This is a genomic window from Paraburkholderia sp. SARCC-3016, assembly GCF_031119615.1.
Classification (GTDB): domain Bacteria; phylum Pseudomonadota; class Gammaproteobacteria; order Burkholderiales; family Burkholderiaceae; genus Paraburkholderia.
In genome coordinates this window covers 17,583-38,122 of record NZ_JAVHZD010000029.1, presented here as the reverse complement: position 1 = coordinate 38,122, position 20,540 = coordinate 17,583, and the positions used below count along the sequence as shown (strand labels likewise).

Here is a 20,540-nt window from a genome sequence, read left to right as displayed (position 1 = left end):
CGACATGAAGCGTGACGATCCTTCTGAAAACGCATTACAGGCAACCATCGCGGATCCGACCGTCGAAGAGCCGGTTACGGAGCCTCGGCCCGCGCGGCGTCGCAAAGCGTCGACGCTGTCCGACGATCCGCTCTGGTACAAGGACGCGATCATCTATCAGGTTCACATCAAGTCGTTTTTCGATGCGAACAACGACGGCATCGGCGATTTTCCCGGCCTGCTCGCGAAGCTCGACTACATCGCGGAACTCGGCGTCGATGCGATCTGGCTGCTGCCGTTCTATCCGTCGCCGCGCCGCGACGACGGCTACGACATCGCCGACTATCGCAACGTACATCCCGACTACGGCACGCTCGCGGATGTCAAACGCTTCATCCAGGAAGCACACGCGCGCGGCATTCGCGTGATCACCGAGCTCGTGATCAATCACACGTCGGACCAGCATCCGTGGTTCCAGCGCGCGCGGCGCGCGAAGCCCGGCTCGAACCACCGCAACTACTACGTGTGGTCCGATACCGACCAGAAATACACGGGCACGCGCATCATCTTCATCGATACCGAGCCGTCGAACTGGACGCACGATCCGGTCGCGGGCGCGTACTACTGGCACCGCTTCTATTCGCACCAGCCCGACCTGAACTTCGACAATCCCGCCGTGCTACGCGAAGTGCTGCAAGTCATGCGTTTCTGGCTCGATATGGGCATCGACGGGTTGCGCCTCGATGCGGTGCCGTATCTTGTCGAACGCGAAGGAACGAACAACGAGAACCTGCCCGAGACGCACGCCATTCTGAAGAAGATCCGCGCGACGATCGATGCCGAGTATCCGAACCGGATGCTGCTCGCCGAAGCGAATCAGTGGCCGGAAGACGTGCAGGAATATTTCGGCAACGAAGACGAATGCCATATGGCATTCCACTTCCCGCTGATGCCGCGCATCTACATGGCAATCGCGAGCGAAGACCGCTTTCCGATCACCGACATCATGAAACAGACGCCGGATCTCGCCGACAGCTGCCAGTGGGCGATTTTCCTGCGCAATCACGATGAGCTGACGCTCGAGATGGTCACCGACTCCGAGCGCGATTACTTGTGGAACACGTACGCGACCGATCGCCGCGCGCGGCTCAATCTCGGCATTCGGCGGCGCCTCGCGCCGCTGATGGAACGCGACCGGCGCCGCATCGAGCTGATCAATTCGCTGCTGCTGTCGATGCCCGGCACGCCCGTCATCTACTACGGCGACGAGCTCGGCATGGGCGACAATATCCACCTCGGCGACCGCGACGGCGTACGCACGCCGATGCAATGGTCGTCCGACCGCAACGGCGGCTTCTCGCGCGCGGACCCCGAACAGCTCGTCCTGCCGCCCGTGATGGGATCGCTTTACGGCTTCGACGCGGTCAACGTCGAAGCGCAAAGCCGCGATCCGCATTCGCTGCTGAACTGGACGCGCCGCATGCTCGCGACGCGCCGCTCGAAGCATGCGTTCGGTCGCGGCACGATCCGCTTCCTGAAACCGAGCAATCGCAAGATTCTCGCGTATCTGCGCGAAATGCCCGGCGAGCCGGCGATTCTCTGTGTCGCGAATCTGTCGCGCGCGCCGCAGGCGGTCGAACTCGATCTGTCCGAATTCGCAGGCACGGTGCCGGTCGAGATGACGTCCGATTCGGTATTCCCGGCGATCGGCCAGCTCAGCTATCTGCTGACGTTTCCTCCGTACGGCTTCCTGTGGTTCCTGCTGTGCTCGAGCAACCAGCGGCCGACATGGAGCCAGGCGCCGTCCGAAGCACTGCCCGATTTCGTTACGATCGTGATCCGCGAAGGGCAGGCGGGCCCGACGCCGGAGAATGTGCGCCTGCTCGAATCCGAGGTGCTACCGTCGTGGCTCGTGCGGCGGCGCTGGTTTGCATCGAAGGACCAGAAATTGAACGCGGTGCGCCTCGCCGCACTGACGACGATTCCCGAAGCCGGCTTCGCCTTTACCGAAATCGAAGCCGATGTCGGCGCCAGCGGCAACGAACATACCGAACGCTATGTGCTGCCGCTCGCAATCACCTGGGGCACCGACACGACGACGCCGCTTTTCATGCAGCTCGCGCTCGCTCGCGTGCGGCGCGCGCGCAATATCGGGCACCTGACCGACGCGTTCGCGCTGCCGCAATTCGCGTACGGCACGCTTAAGAAGCTGCGCGAGCGAGCCGCCGTGCCGACCGTGCAGAAGAGCGAAATCCGCTTTATCCCGACCGACCGCTTCGACGAGCTCGAACTCGGCGACGCGCCCGAAATCCGCTGGCTCGCGGCCGAGCAAAGCAACAGCTCGCTCGTGATCGCCGATGCGATCGTGCTCAAGCTCGTGCGGCGCCTGATGAACGGCGTGCATCCGGAAGCGGAAATGACGCGCTATCTGACGCTGCGCGGCTATGCGAATACCGCGCCTTTGTTCGGCGAAGTCGTGCGCGTCGATCCGCAAGGCGTCCCGCATACGCTGTCGATCCTGCAAGGCTTTGTCGACAACCAGGGCGATGCGTGGAACTGGGCGCTCGATTATCTGCGCCGCACGATCGACGAACTCGCGCTGGCGATCGACGGCGAGCCGACGCAGGACCGCATCAACGAGGAAGAGGCGTTCGAAGGATATTCGATGTTTATCGGCATGATCGGCAAACGGCTCGGCGAATTGCACGTCGTGCTCGCCGCGCCATCCGACGATCCGGCCTTCTCGCCCGAGGCCGCCACGGGCGAGCAGGTGCGCGCGTGGATCGACGGCACGCAGTCGATGCTCGCGGCTGCGCTCGATGTGCTCGAAAAGAGCACCGCCCACCTGTCCGAAGACTCGCTGCTGCTCGCGCGCAGCGTGCTCGACCGGCGCGAACTGCTCGTCGAGGCTGTCGAAAATCTCGTGAACGCCGATGCGAACGCGTTGCGCACGCGCATTCACGGCGACTTCCATCTGGGCCAGGTGCTCGTCGCGCAGGGCGACGCATTCCTCATCGACTTCGAGGGCGAGCCGGCGCGCAGCCTCGAGGAACGCCGCGCGAAATCGAGTCCGTTGCGCGACGTCGCGGGCCTCCTGCGTTCGCTGTCGTACGCGAGCGCCGCTGCGCAGTCGACCACCGAAGCCGCGCCGCAACCGACCGCCGATCGCAAGCGCGCGCTGTTCGACCGCTTCCGCACGCACGCGGCCGAGGCCTTCCTCGCCGAATACCGGAAGGCGCTCGAGGCGTCGCCGCAGCGAATCGTCGCAGCCGCCGACGAGCAGGCCCTGCTCGACCTGTTCCTGATCGAAAAGGCCGCGTACGAAATCCGCTACGAAGCGGCGAACCGGCCGTCGTGGCTCGGTCTGCCGGTGCGCGGTCTCGCCGCGCTCACGAGCCGGCTGCTCGGCGACACGGGCACGCCCCCCGGCGGGCCGATACAGCATTCACCGGGCGGCAGTGCGCCGCCGAACGACGCCGCAGAGGGCGATTATGAGTGAGCAAAGCAATGTGCATGACGCCGCGCAACGCGCCGTGGCGGGGTTGAACCCGCTCGATCTGAACGCGCTAGTCGACGCGCGCCATCCCGACCCGTTCTCGCAGCTCGGCATGCATCAGACCGATGCCGGCCCCGTGGTGCGCGCGATGCTGCCGAACGCGGCACGCGTGAGCGTCGTCGCCCGCGACGATGGGCGCGTGCTCGGCGAACTGCAGCCGGTGCATGCGGGCGGGCTGTTCGCGGGCCCCGTCAGCGAAGCGGTGCCGTACCGGCTGCGCATCGACTGGCACGGTCCCGTGCAGGAAATCGAAGACACGTACGCGTTCGGGCCGGTGCTCGGCGACGAACCGCTGCAACGCGTCGCGTGGGGCGATCCGTATGCGGTGCTCGAGTGCCTCGGTTCGCGCCCGATCGTGCTCGACGGCGTGCCGGGCGTGCGCTTCGCGGTATGGGCGCCGAACGCGCGACGCGTCTCGATCGTCGGCGATTTCAACTCGTGGGATGGCCGGCGTCATCCGATGCGGCTGCGCCATCAGGCCGGCGTCTGGGAGCTGTTCGTGCCGCAGATCGGCGCGGGCACACGCTACAAGTACGAGATGCTCTCGCGCGACGGCCATCCGCTGCCGCTCAAGGCCGACCCGTGCGCGATGCAGACCGAACGGCCGCCCGCGACCGCATCGGTGGTCGCGCACGTCGACGAGATCGAGCAGTTCGCGTGGACCGATCGCGAATGGATGGAATCGCGCGGCAACCTGCAAACGCCGCGTACGCCGGTTTCGATCTACGAAGTGCATGCGGAGTCGTGGCTGCGCATCGCCGAAGAAGGCCATCGCGGCCTCGACTGGTCCGAACTCGCGGACCGGCTCATTCCGTATGCGAAGGAGATGGGCTTCACGCATATCGAGTTCATGCCGATCGCCGAGCATCCGTTCGGCGGCTCGTGGGGCTATCAGCCGCTCTCGCAGTTCGCGCCGTCCGCGCGCTTCGGCAAACCCGAGCAGTTCGCGAGCTTCGTGAACCGCGCGCACGAGGCCGGCCTCGGCGTGATTCTCGACTGGGTGCCCGCGCATTTTCCGAACGATGCGCACGGTCTCGTGCAATTCGACGGCACGCCGCTCTACGAGCACTCGGACCCGCGCGAAGGCTATCACCAGGACTGGAACACGATGATCTACAACCTCGGCCGCAACGAGGTCAGCGCGTTCCTGATTGCCTCCGCGCTTGCATGGCTCATGCGCTATCACGTCGACGGGCTGCGCGTCGACGCGGTCGCGTCGATGCTGTATCGCGACTATTCGCGCGCGGCCGGCCAATGGGTGCCGAATATCTACGGCGGCCGCGAGAATCTCGAATCGATCGCGTTTCTTAAACGCCTCAACCACGAAGTGCAGCATATGCCGGGCGTGCGCGGCGCCATCACGATCGCCGAGGAATCGACGGCGTGGCCCGGCGTCACGGCGCCTGTCGATAGCGGCGGCCTCGGCTTCCAGTTCAAATGGAACATGGGCTGGATGCACGACACCTTGCACTATATGCACGAAGACCCCGTCTATCGCCGCTACCACCATCGCAACATGACATTCGGCATGGTGTACGCGTATTCGGAGCGCTTCGTGCTGCCCTTGTCGCACGATGAAGTCGTGCACGGCAAAGGCTCGCTGATCGGCAAGATGCCGGGCGACCGCTGGCAGCGCTTCGCGAATCTGCGCGCGTACTTCGGCTTCATGTGGACACATCCCGGCAAGAAGCTGATGTTTATGGGCGGCGAGTTCGGCCAGTTCGCCGAATTCGACCACGACGGCTCGCCGCATTGGCATCTGCTCGACGACGAAATGCATCACGGCCTGCAAAAGCTCGTGCGCGACCTGAACCGCACATATCGCGCCGAGCCCGCGCTGTATCAGATGGATAGCGAGCCCGGCGGCTTCGAATGGATTATCGGCGACGACGCGGAAAACAGCGTATACGCGTACCGGCGCATGGACGGCGAAGGACGCGAGATCGTCGCGGTGTGCAATATGACGCCGGTGCCGCGGCATGGCTACCGCGTCGGCATGGCGCGCCACGGCCGATGGAGCGAGATTCTGAATACCGATGCGGCGATCTATGGCGGATCGAATCTCGGCAACGGCGGTCTCATTTATACCGAGGACGTGCCGAGCCACGGCCGGCCGCATTCGGCCTCGCTGATTCTGCCGCCGCTGGCGACGATCGTGCTGCGCGCGGATTGATCGGCGGAGTCGCGACGCGGTTGCAACGCAACTGCGTCGCGTACGGTGTCATGGCTGTTAGCCCCCGGCACACGCAAACGCACGCAGGAACACGCACAAGCCGAAACAAGGAACGGGAACCATGTCGCATGTACTGCCCGACCGGCTGTTGCCGGGCTCGCCCTATCCGCTGGGGTCGAGCTGGGACGGATTGGGAGTCAATTTCGCGGTCTTTTCCGCTAACGCACACAGCATCGAGCTGTGCCTGTTCGAACCGGGCGGCCGCAAGGAAATCAGGCGCTATGCGCTGCCCGAATGCACCGACGAGGTCTGGCACGGCTATCTGCCGCACGCGCATCCAGGCACCGTGTACGGTTTTCGCGCGCACGGACCGTATCAGCCGCAGCACGGCCATCGCTTCAATCCGCACAAGCTGCTGCTCGACCCTTATGCGCGCAAGCTGCTCGGACATTTCCGCTGGTCCGACGCGCTCTTCAGCTACCGCATGCATTCGAACCGGCTCGACCTATCGATCGACCGGCGCGACTCGGCGCCCGCCATGCCCAAATGCGTGGTCATCGACGAGGCATTCGACTGGTCGCACGACCGGCGCCCGAATGTGCCGTGGGGCGACACGATCATCTACGAAACGCATGTGCGCGGCGCGTCGATGCTGCGCGGCGATCTGCGGCCGCCCGAACGCGGCACGTTTTCGGCGCTCGCTTCGCCCGAGTTCATCGATCATCTGCTGAAGCTTGGCGTAACGGCCGTCGAGCTGCTGCCCGTGCATGCGTTCCTGAACGACCGTTTTCTCGTCGAGCGCGGGCTGCGCAACTACTGGGGCTACAACACAGCGGCATTCTTTGCGCCCGAGCCGTCCTATCTGACATCGCACCGGCTCGACGAGATGCGCATTGCCGTGCGGCAACTGCACGCGGCGGGGATCGAGGTGATTCTCGACGTCGTCTACAACCACACGTGCGAGGGCAACGAGACGGGGCCGACCGTATCGTGGCGCGGCCTCGACAACGCGAGCTACTACCGGCTCATACCCGGCGACGAGCGCCATCACATCAACGACACGGGCTGCGGCAATACGCTGAACGTCACGCATCCGCGCGTGCTGCAGATGGTGATGGATTCGTTGCGCTACTGGTCGACGGCGTTCAACGTCGATGGCTTCCGCTTCGATCTCGGCGTCACGCTCGGCCGCGAAGCCGCGGGCTTCGATCCGGGCTCGGGTTTTTTCGATGCGATCCGTCAGGATCCGGTGCTCTCGCAACGCAAGCTGATCTCCGAGCCATGGGATATCGGGCCCGGCGGCTATCAGCTTGGCGGCCATCCTCCCGGCTTCGCCGAATGGAATGACCGTTTTCGCGATTGCGTGCGGCGTTTCTGGCGCGGCGACGCAGGCTTGCGCCCCGATCTCGCTGCACGGCTGACCGGCTCCGCGGACCTCTTCAACCGGCGCTTTCGCAAGCCGACCGCGTCGATCAACTTCGTCGCATCGCACGACGGCTTCACGCTCGCGGATATCGTTTCGTATGAGCGAAAGCACAACGAGATCAACGGCGAGAACAACCACGACGGGCACAACGAAAACTACAGTTCGAACTGGGGTGTGGAAGGACCGGTCAGCGCGATGGCGGCAGGTGGTGAAGCAGGCAGCGAATCGAACGACGGAGCGATGCACGGCGAAGCAGGTGTCGAAGCGTCGAACGACGGACAGCTCGCCGTCAAGGAGCATGTGTCGGCCGAAGCCGCCGCGGCGGCGGCCGCGATCGAAGAAACGCGCGCACGCGTCGCGCGTTCGATCATCGGCACATTGTTCATCGCACTCGGCACGCCGATGCTGCTCGCCGGCGACGAAGCGTGCCGCACGCAGCGCGGCAACAACAACGCGTACTGCCAGGACAACGAGATTTCCTGGATCGACTGGACGCTTGCCCGGTCGCCCGAAGGCCAGCGCATGACCGCGTTCGTCACACGGATGATCGCATTGCGCAAACACCATCCGCTGCTGCGCGAGACGCGCTTTCTCGTCGGCGATCGCGAGGTGCTGCCGGGACTCTACGACGTCGGCTGGTTCGACGAGCGCGGCGAGCCGCTGTCGATCGAAGCGTGGCAGGACCCCGAAGGCCGCGCGTTCACATTGCGGCGCGCGGGTCCGGGACTCGACGGCGAAACGGAAGTATTGTTGATGATGTTGAACGCGTCGGCTGACGCATTGCGCTTCACCCCCCCGCCGCCGCATCTGGAATGGCACGTGCTAGTTGATTCGGCGGACCCCGATGCGCCGCCGCATCCGCTCGCGGCGCCCGATCTCGAAGTGGCTGCGCGTGCGCTGGTCGTGCTTGCAGCGCGACCAGCCGGCGACGCGGACTGGCAGGCCGGCTGGATGGCCGGCAAGCAGCACGGTTCGAGTCTTCTGACCGCGCGGCCACCCGAGCCCGGCGTGTGATGCCGGGCTCGGGACCGGCGTCGGCGCCAAGGGCTCGCTTCGGGGGCTCACTTCGGGGGCTCACTCCGAGTCGGCCCGCCGCATAACCAAAGGTGACGATCATGCATGACCGAGCAGTCGATCCCCACGCGCATGAACACGCGCACTGCCTGCCGTTCGGCGCGCAAGTGCTCGGCGCGCGCGGCACGAAGCCGCGCACGCGCTTTCGCTTCTGGGCGCCGTCATGCAAGAAAGTGGAACTCGTGATCGAAAACGGCAGCGCGTGCGAAGGCGCACATCGGATGAACGAATCGGGCGGCGGCTGGTTCGACCTCGAAACGGCATGCGGCCCCGGCACGCTGTACCGCTACCGTCTCGACGGCAAGCTGAGCGTGCCCGACCCCGCGTCGCGTTTTCAGCCGCAGGACGTGCATGGCCCGAGCGAAGTCATCGACCCACGCGCGTATCAGTGGCAGCACACGCAGTGGCAAGGCAGACCGTGGGAAGAAGCGGTGATCTACGAACTGCATGTAGGCGCGCTCGGCGGCTACGAAGGCGTCAAGCAGAAGCTGCCGTCGCTCGTCGAACTCGGTGTGACCGCCATCGAGCTGATGCCGCTCAACGAGTTCCCCGGCGAGCGCAACTGGGGTTACGACGGCGTGCTGCCGTTCGCGCCCGATTCGGCGTATGGCCGCCCCGACGATCTGAAAGCGCTGGTCGATGCCGCGCATGGGCTCGGACTGATGGTGATACTCGACGTCGTCTACAACCATTTCGGGCCGGACGGCAATTATCTGCATCAGTACGCGGAACCGTTTTTCCGGGCGAATACGCATACGCCATGGGGCCCGGCCATCGATTTCGAACGCACGGAGGTGCGTGAATTTTTCTGCGACAACACGCTGTACTGGCTTAATGAATACCGCTTCGACGGACTGCGTTTCGATGCGGTTCACGCCATTCGCAACGACGACTGGCTGCGCGAAGTCGCGGACCATATCCACGCGAAAGTGCAGCACGGGCGCCACGTGCATCTGATCCTCGAAAACGAGCGCAACACTGCGAACCTGCTCGATACGCATTTCACCGCGCAATGGAACGACGATGCACACAACGCGCTGCACGTGTTGCTGACCGGCGAGACCGAAGGCTATTACCACGCGTATGCGAAAGAGCCGATTCGCCAGCTTGCGCGTGTGCTGTCGAGCGGTTTCGCGTACCAGGGCGACCCGTCGCCGATCCACGACGACGAGCCGCGCGGCGAACCGAGCGGCCACCTGCCGCCCACTTCGTTCGTGATGTTTCTGCAGAACCACGATCAGATCGGCAATCGCGCGATGGGCGAGCGGTTGCGCACGCTGTGCTCCGACGACGCGTTGCGCGCGGCCATCGGACTGCTGCTGCTGTCGCCGCAAATTCCGCTGCTGTTCATGGACGAAGAGTACGGTTCCGAGCAGCCGTTTCTGTTTTTCACCGACTACACGGGCGAACTCGCTGATGCGGTCCGCGAAGGCCGCCGCCGCGAATTCGCGCGCTTCGCTTCGTTCGCCGACGAAAAGCGCCGCGCGCAGATTCCCGATCCGAACGATCCGCAAACGTTCGTGAAGTCGTCGCCGCGCGGCGCCGACGACACATCGGCTGAACGGCTCGAATGGATGCACTTCTACAAATCGGCGCTTGCCGTGCGCGCGAAACTGATCATGCCGCGCCTGAAGCATGCGAAGCCGCTTGGCGCGTCGGTGCTCAAAGCGCGGGACGGCAGCGAAGCCAAGGCGCTCGCCGCGCGCTGGAAGCTCGCGGATGGCGAAACGCTGTCGATCGTGCTGAACCTTGCGGACCAACCCGTGCCTCTGCCTTCGACCGATCGGCCGCCGGGCAAGGTGATCTTCGAAACGCCGCCGCGTGCGCGCGATCGTATCGAGGACAGCGAACTGCCTGCGCAATCGTTCGTCGCGTGGCTGACCGGCGACGTCTGCGAATACGCAACCGGACACGATGCGCGACGGCGCGCCAATGAGGAGTGATGCGCGTGAAAGCAGCCCGCCGCCCCAGCGAATCGATCGCCAGCCTTGCGACACGCGCCGGTTTCGAAATCGAATGGCAAGACGCGCATCAGACGATGCGGCGTGTGCCGGACACCACCCTCGCCGCACTGCTCGAACGAATGGGACTGCCGTGCGGCAATGCCACGCAGATTCGCCAGAGCGGCGCCGCGCTCGACGCCGAGCTGTCGGGCCGCAAGCTGGCGCCGTTGATGACGGCCGAATGCGGACGCGGCATCGCGCTACCCGCGGCTTCGATCAAGTCCGGCAGCCGCTATCGGATCGAGCTCGAGAGCGGCGCGCTGATCGACGGCCGTTTCACCGCGCCCAAAGGCGAAGCCGCCTTGCTCGCGCCGATCGACGAACCCGGCTATCACACGCTCGTCATCAACGATCACCGGATGACACTCGCCGTCGCGCCGGCGCGCTGCTACACGGTTGACGATGCGTGGCGCACGCTGCATGCGGCCGATGCGGACAAAAAACCCACGCCGCCGTTATGGGGCATCGCCGCGCAGATCTATGGGCTGCGTCGCATAGGCGATGGCGGCATCGGCGACTACACGTCTCTCGCGACGCTCGCAATCGAAAGCGCGAAGCGCGGCGCCCACGCGCTGGCCGTGAGCCCGACGCACGCGATGTTCAGCGCGCTGCCGCAGCGTTTCAGCCCGTACGCGCCGTCGTCGCGCTTGTGGTTGAACGTCGCGCATATCGATCCCGCTGCCGTATTCGGGGCGCAAGCCGCGCGCCATGCGATCGAAGCCGCGCAAGCGGGCGACGCGTGGCAACAGCTCGAAACGCTGCCGCTGATCGACTGGCCTGCTGCCGTGCCGCTCAAGCTCAAGGTGCTGCGCATCCTGTTCGAACAATTCTGTGCGCACGACCGCGCGCAGGATCTGCCGCGCGCACTCGAGTTTCACGGCTTCTGCACGCGCGGCGGCCGCGCGCTCGAAGATCACGCGCGCTTCGAAGCGCTGCACGCCTGGCAACTCGCGCAGCCCGACGGCGAAGGCTACTGGCGCAAATGGGCGGAGCCGCTGCGCGATCCGCGCAGCCCCGAAGTCGAGGCGTTCGCGAACGAACACCGGCATGAAGTCGAATTTCATCTGTTCCTGCAATGGCTCGCGGCGAAGGGGCTATCGCATGCGCAGCATGCGGCGCGCGATGCGGGGATGGCGGTCGGTCTGATCGCGGATCTCGCAGTGGGTTGCGACAGCGCGGGCAGTCACGCGTGGTCGTATCGCGACGACATGCTGCATGGCGTGTCGGTCGGCGCACCGCCCGATCTGTTCAATCAGGCGGGTCAGTCGTGGGGACTGACGACATTCTCGCCGCGCGCGATGCGCACGCAGGGCTTCTCCGCGTTTATCGACATGCTGCGCACGGTGTTCGCGCATGCGGGCGGCGTGCGCATCGACCATATTCTCGGTTTGCGCCGTCTATGGCTCGTGCCCGAGGGCGAGCGTGCGAAGAACGGCGCGTATCTGCGCTATCCGCTCGACGACATGCTGCGCCTGATCGCACTCGAATCGTGGCGTCATCGCGCGATCGTGATCGGCGAGGATCTCGGCACCGTGCCGCCCGGATTTCGCGAGCGGCTCGCCGATCATGGCCTTTCGGGCATTCGTGTGCTGTGGTTCGAGCGCACGCCCGACGGCGACGGATTTCTGCAGCCGTCCGAATGGGATCGCCACGCGACCGCGACGACGACCACGCACGATCTGCCGACCGTCACGGGCTGGTGGCGCGGCGAAGACATCATGTGGCGCAACCGTATCGGCCAGACGGCGCCGCGCAGCGACGGCCGCGACCCGGTCGAAGCGGCGCAGGCCGAACGCGCGACGGACCGCGCCGCGCTGTGGCGCGCCTTCCAGCAGGCCGGCGTTGCCGCGCGCGACGTCGATGCGCCGCCGGCCGGGCAGGCGCCCGTCGACGAAGCACTTGCGTTCGTCGCCGCGACGCCGTCCCCGCTCGTGACCTACCCGCTCGAAGACCTGCTCGGCCTCGAAGAGCAGCCGAACCTGCCCGGCTCGATCGACGAGCATCCGAACTGGCGCCGCCGCGTGAAGCAACCGGTCGACGCGTTGTTCGCGGATGCGGCTTTGTGCGATCGCCTGCGAGCGGTCGACGAGGCGCGTGCGGCCGCCTCGGCAGGCACGGCCGCCGGAACCGGCGCGCCGGGCACGCCAGATGCTGGCGGCTCATCCACTGCTGCCGGCTCCGCCGCTTCCTCCTTGCCTAACACGCCATGACCGTCCCGCGCTCCACGCTGCGCCTCCAGTTCCATCGGGGCTTCACCTTCGACGATGCGCTCGAGCATCTCGACTACTTCGCCGCGCTCGGCATCAGCCATCTGTACGCGTCGCCGGTGACGACTGCCGTGCCGGGCTCGATGCACGGCTATGACACGGTCGACTACACGCGGGTCAGCGCCGAGTGCGGCGGCGAAACCGCGTTGAAGAGACTTGCCGACAAGCTGCATGAGCGCGGCATGGGATTGATCGTCGACGTCGTGCCGAATCATATGGGCGTCGCGGGGTCGGGCGCGCATAACGGATGGTGGCGCGACATTCTCGAATGGGGCAGGCATAGCGCATTCGCGCGCCACTTCGACGTGGACTGGCATTCGCCGGACCCCGCGCTGCGCGGCAAGGTGCTGCTGCCGTGCCTTGGCGCGCCCTACGGCGAAGAGCTCGCCGCGGGCCGCATCGCGTTGCGCTTCGCGGCGGACACGGGGCGCTTCAATATCGAGTATGGCGATCACGTGTGCCCCGTGTGCCCGGTCGATTACGCGGCGCTGCTGCAGTCGGCCGATCGCGCCGATCTGAGCGCGATCGCCGCGCAGTTTCGCGGCCTTACGACGCAACCCGCCGATCAGCCGCGCGCGGCACAAGCATGCGATGCGCTGCGCGATTTCGCAAGGCAGAACGGCACGACGGCGATCGAGTCTCTCCTCCAGGCATACGCACCTGAAGATCCGTCGACGCGCGACCATCTGCATCGGCTGCTCGAGCGCCAGCACTACCGGCTTGCGTGGTGGCGCACCGCCGCCGACGAGGTGAACTGGCGGCGCTTTTTCGATATCAGCACGCTCGCGGCGGTGCGCGTCGAGCGGCCCGAAGTGTTCGAGGCGGTGCACGCGCTCGTGTTTCGACTCTATGCGCAAGGCGTGGTCGACGGCGTGCGCATCGATCATATCGATGGACTCGCCGAGCCGCGCGAATATTGCCAGCGCCTGCGGCAGCGGCTCTCGGAATTGCGCGAGGGCGCGCCGTATATCGTGGTCGAAAAAATTCTCGCGCGCGGCGAGCCGTTGCGCGACGACTGGCCTGTAGACGGCACGACCGGCTACGACTTCATGAACGACGTCGGCGCCTTGCTGCACGATCCGCGCGGCGCCGAGCCGCTTGCGTCGATGTGGGCCGAAATCAGCGGACGTAGCGCGGAATTTGCCGACGAAGCGCTAATCGCGCGCCGCAAGATTCTGACCGAGAACCTCGCGGCGGAACTCGACCGCGCCGCGCGCGCGTTGCATCGCATTGCACGCGATAACCTCGCGACGCGCGATTTCACGTATACCTCGATCCGGCGTGTGACCGGCGAGCTGGCCGCGCATTTTCCCGTCTACCGGATCTATCCGCAGAACGGCGTGCGCAGTGCGGCCGACAATGTCTATTTCGACAAGGCGCTCGACGCCGCGCGGCAGATGCTGTCGCGCGCGGATCGCACGGTGCTCGAGCATGTCGATATGTGGCTCGGCAGCGGCATCGACGAGCCTGCTGCCGGCACTCGCGAGGCTTGCGCCGAGAGCGCGCGCGAACCCGCTGATCTGCGCCCGAACGCGCGCGCGAACCAGCACGCGCAGCCGCCGATGCAAGGCGCGGCAGCTGGCGCATTCAATCATGCGGTCGCCGCGCGACGGACGGTGCAGACGTTGTTCTCGCAACTGACCGCGCCGGTTGCCGCGAAGGCGATCGAAGATACCGCGTGCTATCGCTATGGCCGCCTGATCTCGCGCAACGAAGTCGGCGCCGATCCCGGCGAGTTCGCGATATCGGTCGATCAGTTCCATGCGAGCAACCTCGAGCGAGCGCGGCGCTATCCGCATGCGATGCTCGTCACGGCGACGCACGATCACAAGCGCGGCGAAGACGTGCGCGCGCGGCTCGCGGTGCTCAGCGAAATCGCCGACGAATGGAGCGCGACGCTGCGCGCGTGGTCGATCTTGAATACGCCGCAGCGGCGCGCGCTGTCCGGCGACACGACCGCCGACGCATTGACGAGCGACTGGGCGCCGGGCCCCGCAGCGGAAGCGATGATCTATCAGACGCTGGTCGGCTGCTGGCTGCCCGATCTCAGCGCCGACGACGAAGATGGTATCGCGGCGCTTGCGGAACGCGTCGCGCAATGGATGCTCAAGGGACTGCGCGAAGCGAAGCTGCGCACGAACTGGTTCGCGCCCGATGAAGCATTCGAAAACGCGTGCCGCGCATTTCTGTTCGACATTCTCGCGCCGCAACGGCGCGATGGATTTCTGCGCGAATTGTGCGCATTCGTGGCGCGCATCAGCCGAGCGGGCGTCGTCAACAGTTTGCAGCAGACCATCCTGCGGCTTGCGTCGCCCGGTGTGCCGGATCTCTATCAAGGCACCGAGCTGTGGGACTTCAGCCTTGTCGATCCCGATAATCGGCGGCCTGTCGACTTCGAGAAACGGGCTGCGATGCTCGCGGAACAGCCGCCTTCGGCGTTTCTTGCCGACTGGCACGATGGCCGCGTGAAGCTCGCGATCGTGCAGCGGATGCTCGCGCTGCGCACGCATCTGCCGGAACTGCTCAGTCAGGGCGCGTATTTGCCGCTAGCAGTGGAAGGGGCACATGCGGAGCGCGCGATTGCGTTCGCGCGGCGGCAGGGCAATGCATGGGCCGTCGTGATCGCGACGCGGCTTGCGGCGCCGCTGCTTTTCGAACGCGGCGCCGACGCCAAGGGCGGCGATAACGTGCCGGACGATATTCCGCTTGTCGAGCCCGCTCGCTGGGAAGACACAGCCGTTCGGATGCCGGAAGAACTGTTCGGTCGCGCGATGTTCGATTGGGTCAGTCCGGCTGCGCCGAAAGTTGCAGGCAACGGACTGTTGTATCTGCGCGATGCGTTGACGTCGATGCCGGTCGCGGTGCTTGTTGAGGATGGCGTGCCGCGCGCTTAGGCGGAATTTCGCTTCCGGGCTGCGGCTCGACCGCGACCCGACTGCGACCCGACCGCGGGTCGACCGCAATTCAACCGCCTTCGTCGTCGAATACCTTCGGGTACACGCGCACGAGTACGATGCGCGGCCCCGTCATCTTCTTCACGACGATATCGAAGCGGTCGAACTCCACGCGCTGCCCTTCGGCCGGCAAATCGCGCAGCGCCTGAATCACGAGACCGCCGACCGACTCCGCGCGGCCTTCATCGATATCGATGCCGAGTGCGCGCTCGAGCGATACCACGGGCAGGCTGCCCTTGCCCATCAGCGTGCCGTCGTCGAGGCGCGTCCAGTCCTGATCGCCCTGGCGGAACTCGTCGTGAATCTGGCCGACCAGCGCGCCGAGCAGATTGTCGAGCGTCAGAAAGCCGATCGGCTTCTCATGCTTGTGGCCAACCAGCGCCAGATGCGGCGCGCCCTTGCGAAAGCGGCGAAACAGCTCGAGTGCCGGCATATCGGGCTTCACGTATTGCACGGGACGCACATACTTCGACAGGTCGTCCAGCGAGTTGGCCGCATGCCGCGCGAGCAGCAGGTCTTTCAGGTGAATCGTGCCGACGACGCGTTCGCCCGACGCGTCTTCGAATAGCGGATAGCGGCTGAAGCGATGGCGCGCAACGATCTGCATGTTGTCGCGCCACGGCAGATCGCGGCGTAAGCTCACCAGTTCGTGCGCGGGCCGCATCAGATCGGAGACGGTCATGCGCGAGAAATCGAGCGAATGCGCAATCGTGTTCCATTCGTCGGGACTGTACGTGCGGCCCGGCAGTTCGATTTCGTCGGCCACGCTCGTGCGGCGCGCGCGCAAAATGAGCTTCAGTTCTTCGTTCGAATAGTGCGTGTCGCCGCCGTGATCGGCCGACAGACCCGCGATACGCAGCACCGCATTCGCGCTGTTGTTGAGCAGCCAGATCGCCGGGTACATGGCCCAATAGAACGCGTATAGCGGCAACGCGACCCACAGCGAGACTTTCTCCGCCTGGCGGATCGCAAGCGACTTCGGCGCGAGTTCGCCGACCACGATATGCAGAAACGAAATGACCGAGAACGCGAAGAACAGCGAGATGCCGTGTATCAACTGCGCGGACTCGACGCCGAGCACGCTGAAGACCGGCGTCAGCAGATCCGCGAAGGCCGGTTCGCCGATCCAGCCGAGGCCGAGCGAGGCGAGCGTGATGCCGAGCTGGCAAGCCGATAGATACGCGTCGAGCCGTCGATGCACGGTGGCAAGCAGCTTGCCGCGTACGCCGTGTTTTTGCGCGAGCGTCTGCACGCGCGTCTGCCGCAACTTCACGAGACCGAACTCGGCCGCAACAAAAAAGCCGTTGAGGGCAACGAGCAGCAACGCACCAATAAGGGCGACGACCTGAATCAAGGCGATGGGCTCCGGCGACGAAACCGCCAGTATAGAGGGTGAAAGACCGGCGAAAGCGGCATGTGCGCGCAAGCGTCGGGGAAGCGCCAAAGAAGCGCTTATAACAGCGGATACGAGACCAGCTGCCGGAAATGTCGGAATCGCAGTGGCGAACCGGCGGCCGGGCCCGCCTTGCTGCGCGCCTTGCGATTCAACCCGCGTTCAACGGTACACGCAACGACAGTTTCGCTTGCTGTCCCTGCGCGAATTCGCCTTGTTCGAACGCGCCTTCATGCGCTTCGGCAACGCGCTTGCACAGCGCAAGCACCCACGCAATGCGCCCCGCTTCGCGCGGCTCGCAGGCCTGCTTGCGCGCAAAGGTTTCGAGCAGATGCGGTAGCGCGGCATCATCGAGCGCATCGAGTGCCGCAGTGTATGTCGCCGTCGCGTGCCACATCGATGTGTCGGCGTGCGTGTCGAGCGTGACGATCGAATCCGGTGCACTCGCTTCGGTTGCGAAGGTCAGCATGAGCCAGAGCGCGGCGGCAAGACGCTCGCGGTCGCCATCGAGTTGTTCGGCCGCAAGCGGCGTTTCGAGCATGAGCCTCACGCCGCGCGGTTGCGCGAGCATTTCGCGCACGTCCATCACGGTCGTATCGACGAGCGGACGCAATTCAATCAGTTCGCGATTGAGTACGAGCGACTTCGTCTCGGCGCGCGTGGTGTCGACGATCGATTCGAGCAACTGCACCTGCTGCTCGACGCCGCTGCGGATACCTGCCAGCGCGCGCTGCGCGGTCGCATCGGCGCCGTCGATCTTGCGCTCGAGCACGTAGGCCCAGCTGTGGATCGCGTTGAGCGGGCTGCGCAGGTCATGAGAAACGAGCGACAGCACATGGTCCCGCATGAAAAGCGCGGTCTGCGCGCACAAACGGGCAACCCGTTCCGACGCCGCGGCGCCGGGCACGCCCAGTTCATGGCTGCTGTTCGCTGGGAAAGGCGTAGTCACGGTCGACATCCTCGTAACAGTTCGTGATTCGCGGTTTGATTCGAATGGGTCTGATTCGAACGGGATTAGTTCGGCGTTTGATTCGGCGTTTGGTTCGGAGCGTGGTTCGATCGCCAGCCAACATTATAGGCAAGCCCATTGCGCAGAACTGCGCGCCGCAGTACCGATTCGCTGTATATACGCAACGCGCCTACAATACCGGTTTCAATCGAACTTCAAGGGAGCAACTTATGCCGACCGTGACCACCGAATCGGGCCTGAAATACGAAGATCTGACCGAAGGCGCCGGCGACGAAGCGCGTGCGGGCCAAACGGTCAGCGTTCACTACACGGGCTGGCTCACCGATGGCCAGAAGTTCGATTCGAGCAAGGACCGCAACGACCCGTTCGCGTTCGTGCTCGGCGGCGGCATGGTCATCAAGGGTTGGGATGAAGGTGTGCAAGGCATGAAGGTCGGCGGCGTGCGACGTTTGACGATTCCGCCGCAACTGGGCTACGGTCCGCGCGGCGCGGGTGGCGTTATTCCGCCGAATGCGACGCTCGTGTTCGAAGTCGAACTGCTCGACGTCTGAGCTTCACGACCGGGCTTCCACGCCCGAATCAGGCACTGAGCAAACGGAGAAGGCACACAGTCTATGGCCAGCGGCATTGTCACCGTTGCGTCGCCGAGCGTTTCGTTGCGGCGCTTCAGCGCAAGCGAAGCGTCGGACGTGCACGAGTTCCATCAGATCGTGCTCGGTCTCGACGGCTCGATGGTGATGGCCGTCGACGGCATCGAGCGGCAGATCGATCGGCGTTCGGCGTGGCTCGTGCCGGCCGGTTCGCGTCACGACTATGCAGGGATAGGCGAAAACCGGCAGCTCGTGCTCGATTTGCCGGCCGCGTCGCTTGCGGTGCCCGAGCGACTCTTCGAACGTGCGCGGACAATGGATGTCGATAGCGCGTTGACGCAGCTTGTGGGGCAGATCGCCGCGCGCGCCACGAGCGGCAGCGGCTTCGCTCAGGCAAGCGATAGCCCCGCCGCGTTGCGCCACTTCAACTGGAATGCGGCTACGCAGTTATGTGCGGCGCTCGTGCAAGGCGCCGGTGGTTTCGCAGACGCTCCTGGCACATCGGATGCACAGCGTGCCGCCGCGGGACTCGATTTTGCACGCATCGACCGCTGGTTGCGCGTACATCTTTCGGAAACGCTGCGTATTGCCGATCTCGCCACGCATTGCGGCTTCGGCTTGCGGCGGTTTCATCAGCTTTTCATCGATGCGTTCGGCGAGACGCCGCATCGTTATCTGCAGCGCTTGCGGCTCGATACATCGATTACGCTGCTTGCGGATCCGCGTCGCTCGTTGACCGACGTCGCGCTCGATGTCGGGTTCGGCGATCAGAGCGCGTACACGCATGCGTTCACGCGCCGCTTTGGCATTGCGCCAGGGCAGTGGCGCGCATTGCGACACTGAACCCCGCCTCCTTCGTTATGACTCAGGCGCGCGACAAGTGCGCGCCATGCCGCCGCTTACGCGCCGCTCAGACCACGCTCGAGATCCGCGCGAACATCGGCCGCGTCTTCGAGTCCGACCGCGAGCCGGATCAGTCCTTCGGTAACACCCGCCGCCGCGCGTGCTTCGGGCGTGATGCGCGCGTGCGTCGTCGTGGCCGGATGCGTGATCGTCGTGCGCGTATCGCCGAGATTGCCGGTGATCGAGCAGATCTTCGTGCTGTCGATAACACGCCATGCGTTCGCGCGCTGCGCTTCCGGCGTATCGCCCCTCAGTTCGAACGACAGAATCGCGCCGCCCGACTTCTGCTGACGCTTTGCGATCGCGTATTGCGGATGCGATTCGAGGCCAGGATAGAACACGCGCTTCACCGCCGGATGCGTTTCGAGCCAGCTTGCAATTGCAAGCGCATTCGACGACTGACGCTCGACGCGCAGCGACAGCGTTTCCATGCCCTTCAACAGCACCCACGCGTTGAACGCCGAGAGCGTCGGGCCCGCGCTGCGTACGAACGGAAACACCTTTTCCATGATGAACTGCCGCGAGCCGACCAGCGCGCCGCCGAGCACACGGCCCTGGCCATCGAGAAACTTCGTGGCCGAATGCATGACGACGTCGGCGCCAAGCTTCAGCGGCTGCTGCAGCGCGGGGCTGCAAAAACAGTTGTCGACCACGAACAGCGCGTTCGCCGCCTTTGCGATTTTGCCGATCGCTTCGATATCGGCAATTTCAGTGAGCGGGTTCGACGGCGTTTCGAGGAAAAACATTTTCGTTTCCGGGCGCACGGCGTTTTTCCATGCGTCGAGATCGGTCGGGTCGACGAATGTCGTCGTGATGCCGAACTTGCTGAAGATCTGCGAGAACATGCCGAGCGTCGAACCAAACAGGCTCTGCGAACTCACGAGGTGATCGCCTGCCTGCATCGCCGACATCACGACCGACAGAATCGCGCTCATTCCCGATGCGGTCGCCATGCACGCTTCGCCGCCTTCGAGCGCAGCGAGCCGGTCCTGGAACATCGTCACGGTCGGGTTCGTGAAGCGTGAGTAGGTGTACGAGTCTTCCGAGTTCCTGAAGCGCTCGGCCGCTTCGGCCGCATTCGCGAAGACGAAGCTCGAAGTAAGGAACAACGCTTCAGAATGCTCGCCGAAGTCGCTGCGCAGCGTGCCCGAACGGACCGCGAGGGTGTCGAAGTTGAAGGTATCGTCCATAGTCGTTCTTTCCGTTCTCTTCCGGTTGTTCCGTTGTCTAGCACCGGCACACGCCGGCAACA

General features: G+C 65.0%; 11 protein-coding genes. 8 read left to right on the top strand and 3 right to left on the bottom strand.

Features of this window, described 5'->3' with window-relative positions; all coding sequences use genetic code 11:
* The first annotated feature begins 4 nt into the window (after positions 1–4).
* From treS to treY, 6 genes are all read left to right on the top strand, one after another.
* Positions 5–3,478: a maltose alpha-D-glucosyltransferase gene (gene treS, locus QYH69_RS26165; protein ID WP_308834638.1), complete on the top strand. Its 3,474-nt coding sequence runs from the start codon at positions 5–7 to the stop codon at positions 3,476–3,478.
* Positions 3,471–5,708, top strand: coding sequence for a 1,4-alpha-glucan branching protein GlgB (gene glgB, locus QYH69_RS26160; protein ID WP_308834637.1), 2,238 nt, complete (start codon positions 3,471–3,473; stop codon positions 5,706–5,708). The genes treS and glgB overlap by 8 nt, the downstream gene beginning before the upstream one ends.
* Positions 5,709–5,829: 121 nt before the next feature.
* Positions 5,830–8,148, top strand: coding sequence for a glycogen debranching protein GlgX (glgX, locus tag QYH69_RS26155; RefSeq protein WP_308834636.1), 2,319 nt, complete (start codon positions 5,830–5,832; stop codon positions 8,146–8,148).
* Between the two features lie 101 nt (positions 8,149–8,249).
* Positions 8,250–10,151 (top strand): malto-oligosyltrehalose trehalohydrolase, encoded by a 1,902-nt coding sequence (gene treZ / locus QYH69_RS26150; protein WP_308834635.1) that lies wholly within the window; start codon positions 8,250–8,252, stop codon positions 10,149–10,151.
* Positions 10,152–10,156: 5 nt separating this feature from the next.
* The gene (gene malQ, locus QYH69_RS26145) at positions 10,157–12,421 is read left to right on the top strand and encodes a 4-alpha-glucanotransferase (protein WP_308834634.1); all 2,265 of its coding nucleotides are present in this window, start codon (positions 10,157–10,159) and stop codon (positions 12,419–12,421) included.
* A complete protein-coding gene (gene treY / locus QYH69_RS26140; RefSeq protein ID WP_308834633.1) occupies positions 12,418–15,372 on the top strand; it encodes a malto-oligosyltrehalose synthase in 2,955 nt (984 codons plus the stop codon). Before malQ ends, treY begins: the two co-directional genes overlap by 4 nt.
* A gap of 70 nt (positions 15,373–15,442) precedes the next feature.
* On the opposite strand, the gene QYH69_RS26135 is transcribed toward treY, so the two are convergent.
* Complete coding sequence (locus QYH69_RS26135; protein WP_308834632.1) at positions 15,443–16,786, bottom strand: hemolysin family protein; 1,344 nt, start codon at positions 16,784–16,786, stop codon at positions 15,443–15,445.
* Between the two features lie 190 nt (positions 16,787–16,976).
* The gene (locus QYH69_RS26130) at positions 16,977–17,783 is read right to left on the bottom strand and encodes a histidine kinase dimerization/phospho-acceptor domain-containing protein (protein ID WP_308834631.1); all 807 of its coding nucleotides are present in this window, start codon (positions 17,781–17,783) and stop codon (positions 16,977–16,979) included.
* Between the two features lie 221 nt (positions 17,784–18,004).
* On the opposite strand from QYH69_RS26130, the gene QYH69_RS26125 reads away from it, so the two are divergent.
* Entirely contained in the window at positions 18,005–18,346 is a 342-nt protein-coding gene (locus tag QYH69_RS26125; RefSeq protein ID WP_308834630.1) for an FKBP-type peptidyl-prolyl cis-trans isomerase, read from the top strand.
* 63 nt (positions 18,347–18,409) lie between these two features.
* Positions 18,410–19,228: an AraC family transcriptional regulator gene (locus tag QYH69_RS26120; protein ID WP_308834629.1), complete on the top strand. Its 819-nt coding sequence runs from the start codon at positions 18,410–18,412 to the stop codon at positions 19,226–19,228.
* A gap of 56 nt (positions 19,229–19,284) precedes the next feature.
* Here QYH69_RS26120 and QYH69_RS26115 read toward each other — a convergent pair whose 3' ends face one another.
* The gene (locus QYH69_RS26115; protein WP_308834628.1) at positions 19,285–20,478 is read right to left on the bottom strand and encodes an O-succinylhomoserine sulfhydrylase; all 1,194 of its coding nucleotides are present in this window, start codon (positions 20,476–20,478) and stop codon (positions 19,285–19,287) included.
* Positions 20,479–20,540: the final 62 nt, after the last annotated feature.